The sequence below is a fragment of the Planktothrix sp. FACHB-1355 genome, assembly GCF_014748295.1.
Lineage (GTDB): Bacteria > Cyanobacteriota > Cyanobacteriia > Cyanobacteriales > Aerosakkonemataceae > Aerosakkonema > Aerosakkonema funiforme_A.
In genome coordinates this window covers 1-4419 of the sequence record NZ_JACJUP010000545.1, presented here as the reverse complement: position 1 = coordinate 4419, position 4419 = coordinate 1, and the positions used below count along the sequence as shown (strand labels likewise).

At 45.7% G+C, this 4419-nt stretch carries 4 protein-coding genes; all 4 read left to right on the top strand.

Translation table 11 applies throughout. The annotated features are described in order from the left end of the window. The first annotated feature begins 103 nt into the window (after positions 1–103). The 4 genes from surE to H6S82_RS20305 all read left to right on the top strand — a co-directional run bounded on the left by surE (position 104) and on the right by H6S82_RS20305 (position 4222). Positions 104–919, top strand: coding sequence for a 5'/3'-nucleotidase SurE (surE, locus tag H6S82_RS20320; RefSeq protein ID WP_190473725.1), 816 nt, complete (start codon positions 104–106; stop codon positions 917–919). Between the two features lie 30 nt (positions 920–949). Continuing rightward, on the top strand, positions 950–1336 hold the full coding sequence (locus H6S82_RS20315; RefSeq protein ID WP_190473723.1) for a four helix bundle protein: 387 nt from the start codon (positions 950–952) through the stop codon (positions 1334–1336). A gap of 119 nt (positions 1337–1455) precedes the next feature. Beyond that, the gene (locus H6S82_RS20310) at positions 1456–2496 is read left to right on the top strand and encodes a dipeptide epimerase (protein WP_190473722.1); all 1041 of its coding nucleotides are present in this window, start codon (positions 1456–1458) and stop codon (positions 2494–2496) included. 685 nt (positions 2497–3181) lie between these two features. Beyond that, positions 3182–4222, top strand: coding sequence for a DUF1611 domain-containing protein (locus H6S82_RS20305; RefSeq protein ID WP_190473720.1), 1041 nt, complete (start codon positions 3182–3184; stop codon positions 4220–4222). Positions 4223–4419: the final 197 nt, after the last annotated feature.

The window sequence follows — 4419 nt, the reverse complement described above, 5'->3', positions numbered from 1 at the left end:
GAAAGGATTAATTTTCTTGCTCCCCTATTCTGCCATTCTCCTTGATCGGTTACCAATAATCTCTGACAATCGGAATGGGGAGATAATCCGGAATTGTGAATAGATGAAATTGCTTATAAGTAACGATGACGGTATTTTTGCGTTGGGTATCCGCACTTTAGCCAATGCTTTGGCAGAGGCGGGTCACGATGTCAGCGTGGTTTGTCCGGATCGAGAGCGATCGGCTACCGGACACGGTTTGACTCTGCACGACCCCATCCGCGCTGAAGTGGTACAATCGACTTTCCATCCTTCCATCAAGGCTTGGGCTTGTTCGGGTACTCCTTCCGACTGCGTGAAACTCGGATTGTGGGCATTGCTGGATAGCCCCCCCGATTATGTCATTTCCGGGATCAACCAAGGCTCGAATTTAGGCACGGATATCTTGTATTCGGGTACGGTTTCGGCGGCGATGGAAGGTGTGATTGAAGGTATTCCCGGTATCGCCATCAGTCTTACCAGTTTCGCTTGTCGAGATTTTGCACCGGCGGCTCAGTTTGCTTGTCTGCTGTTGGAACAATTAGCGCAGCAACCTTTACCGCAGTTGATGTTGCTGAATGTGAATGTACCGCCAGTTAAGTGGGATGCGATCGCAGGTGTTACCATCACCCGTCAAGGTGTGCGTCGTTATTTCGATGTGTTTGAAAAACGAGTCGATCCTCGCGGCAAAACTTATTACTGGTTGACAGGAGAGTTACAGGAGGAATTGGAACCTAAAACTCAGCCTCATCTGCCTTTCGATATTCCTACAGATGTTAAGGCAATTCGCGATAATTACATTACAATCACTCCTTTACAGTACGACCTCACTTCGGCTACCGGTCTCAATAATTTAAAGGAATTGAAGTTTAATTTTCCGGCCAAGGGGAATGAGGATTAGAAAAGTCACTCAGTCAAAAGTCAAACAAATATGGCAAAACCAGATTTCGAGAAATTACAAGTTTACCGACTCGCTGAAAAGCTGGGGAATGAGATTTGGCAAATTGTGACGAAATGGGATGAATTTGAGAAAAATACGCTGGGCAGACAAATTATTATTGCTGCGGACAGCATCGGTGCCAATATCGCTAAAGGTACAGCGCACGACTACAAAGACAATCGCGATTTTGTCAGGATAGGGAAAGATTGTCTCGACGAAACAAGACATTGCTTGAGACAAGCCTACAAACGTTCTCTCTTGACAATCGAGGATATCGATAAACTCAAAGAAATTATCGATGAACTGTCAGTACAACTCAACGCCTATCTATTATATATAGAGAATGCCGTTAAACAACACCCGGAAGATCCCGACTGACCGAAAATAAGGGGTTTCAAGCCTCTCATTTGAAGGCTAATCATCAAAAAATTCTTCCTAATGTCAAGCTGCATCATTTTCAGGCGAAACCAATCCCAAATCCCAAATCCCAAATCGATATGCAGATTCGCATTCAAACATTTACTGTCAACAAACGCTTTCCCTTAACTATCAGTCGCGGTACTACTGCTCAGACGACAAATGTGTGGGTGGAAATAGAGTCAGATGGTATTGTGGGTTGGGGAGAAGCTTCGCCTTTTGCGATTGGAGAACAACGTCAAACAACCGAGTCAATTTTAGCGGCATTGCAGTCAGTCGCACCAGCACTAGAAAAATTCAGTCCTTTCGATAGACAAGAAATAGAACAATTTTCGATCGCATCCCAACTTCCCTCGGCGGCGCGTGCGGCTTTGGATGTGGCGTTGCACGATTGGTTGGGGAAAAAGGCGGGTTTGCCTTTGTGGAAAATGTGGGGATTAAATCGCGATCGTATTGTTCCCACCTCTGTCACCGTCGGCATCAATACCCCCGAAGCTGCGGTTGGGCGCGTGCGCGATTGGGTTAATTATATAGATGCGAAAGTGCTAAAAGTGAAATTGGGAAATCCCGAAGGAATTGAAAGCGATCGCGCTATGTTCGCGGCTGTCAGACAAGCAGCACCATCTGCTAAAATCAGCGTCGATGCCAATGGCGGTTGGAGTTTGTCCGATGCGGTAAAAATGTGCGAATGGTTGGCGGAACATGGTGTGGTTTATGTGGAACAACCTCTGCCACCGGGACAGGAGGAAAGTTTGTTACCACTCAAACAGAAATCGCCTCTACCCATTTTTGTGGATGAAAGCTGCTTTACCAGTCGCGATATTCCCAAATTGGCCGATCGCGTCGATGGCATCAATATTAAATTGATGAAATCTGGCGGTTTGTCTGAAGCAATCCGCACGATCCACACAGCGCGATCGCATCATTTGCAGGTGATGTTCGGTTGCTATTCCGATAGCTCCCTGGCAAATACCGCCCTTTCCCATCTCTCCCCCCTCGCCGATTACCTGGATTTGGACAGTCATCTCAATTTGATCGACGATCCGTTCACAGGTGCTATCATTGAAAATGGCTGCCTGCGACCCAACGACCTACCCGGTTTGGGAATCAATCGATTTTAGTTTTTGGATTTTGGATTTTGGATTGATGAGATAAAACACCCGATCGCAAGCAAAGCTGCCCCCATAACATAAAAAAGTAAATTTGTCAAGTGCGATCGCCAAGTGGGTCGTGAGGACACCAAAAAACCCAGTCATCGTCAAACGAGAAATTGCCAATTTTAGCGAGCTAGTAAAAATAAGACACACGAAAACATAAGGCTTTCAGACTGGGGTAAGACAGCATTTAGCAATTTAGATATACTTCCCCCGATTATCATTTCTGTCAAGATACCGCAAACGACGCATTTACGTCAATAGTTGCAAAAGATTTTCAGTTATTTTTGGGGTAAAAAAGGGCTTTTGATTTAAATATTCAAACAGAACGCCATCAAGGATAAGCTAATTTAATATAAACGAGCTAACCAAATGTACAAAAGAGAAACTAACCAGTAAACTAATAAACAAAGAAACTATCCCCTTCAACTCCATCCCCAGTGATTCATTCCCCCAACGAAAAATCTACAATTACATCTGCGTTCATCTGCGTTCATCTGCGGTAAAAAAAATCTGCATTATATAGCAACCGCTCTCGTCGGTTAAGACAACTCCAACTCTTACCTCTGGTTCATAATCCCTTACGGAGTAACCTTTTCCCTCTTAGATCTTCCCTAGCCCCTAGTCCCTAGCCCCTAGTCCCTAGCTATATATGCTCAAACCCGACCAAAAACTAGCCATCTTGCTACACGAAGGAATTCGCGGCATTCACGGAAAAACCGGACTAACCTTGTTACGCTACAGCGAAGCGCCAATAGTAGCAGTAATAGATAAGCAATGCGCTGGGGAATCATTGCCAAAACTGACAGGAATTAATCGCGAAGTACCGATCGTTGCTTCTGTAGAAGAAGCACTTTCTTATCATCCCGAAGTATTGGCGATCGGCATAGCGCCTTCAGGTGGAATATTGCCAGATATCTGGTTTGAGGAAATCAAACAAGCAGTAGCATCTGGATTATCAGTCATCAATGGATTGCACACGCGACTGGCGACGCATCCAGAAATACAGGGATTAGTGAAAGAAAATGAATGGATTTGGGATGTGCGCCAGGAACCGGCTGGATTGAGAGTTGGGACTGCAAAAGCGCGATCGCTTTCCTGTCGCCGCGTCTTAGCAGTCGGTACGGATATGGCAGTCGGGAAAATGTCAACTTGTCTGGAATTACATCACGCTTCCTTGCGACGGGGAATGCGATCGAAATTTCTCGCCACCGGACAAGCGGGTATTATGATATCCGGTGATGGTATACCGCTAGATGCAGTGCGGGTAGATTTTGCAGCGGGTGCAGTCGAACAATTGGTGATGCGATTTGGAGAAGATTTCGACATCCTATATATAGAAGGACAAGGTTCGTTATTGCATCCAGGTTCCACAGCTACATTACCACTTTTGCGCGGTTCCCAACCAACACATTTAATATTAGTACATCGCGCCGGACAAACTCACATTCGCAATCTTCCTCATGTTGTAATTCCGCCTTTGTCGGAAGCGATTAAATTGTATGAGATGGTTGGTAGTGCTGGGGGTGCGTTTGGGGAAGTGAAAGTGATTGCGATCGCACTCAATACCGGACATTTAGATGATGTGGCGGCGAAGGATGCGATCGAACAAGTTAAGAAAGAAACGGGTTTACCTTGTACCGATGTGGTGAGGTTTGGCGGCGATTTGTTAGTAGATGCGATTTTGAATTGAACCGCCAAGACGCAGAGGACGCCAAGTTTTGAAAATATTAAAATGTCGGTCAATTATTTAGCCCGCCTGGGGTTCAAACCCCAGGCTGATAGCGAAAGTCCTCTCAAGAGGACTAAAAGCACAAATTTCAGTCCACTGAGCGTGGACTTCAGCTATGACGCCGGAAATTGATTTCCAGGAGATCGGAAGAGCGTCGT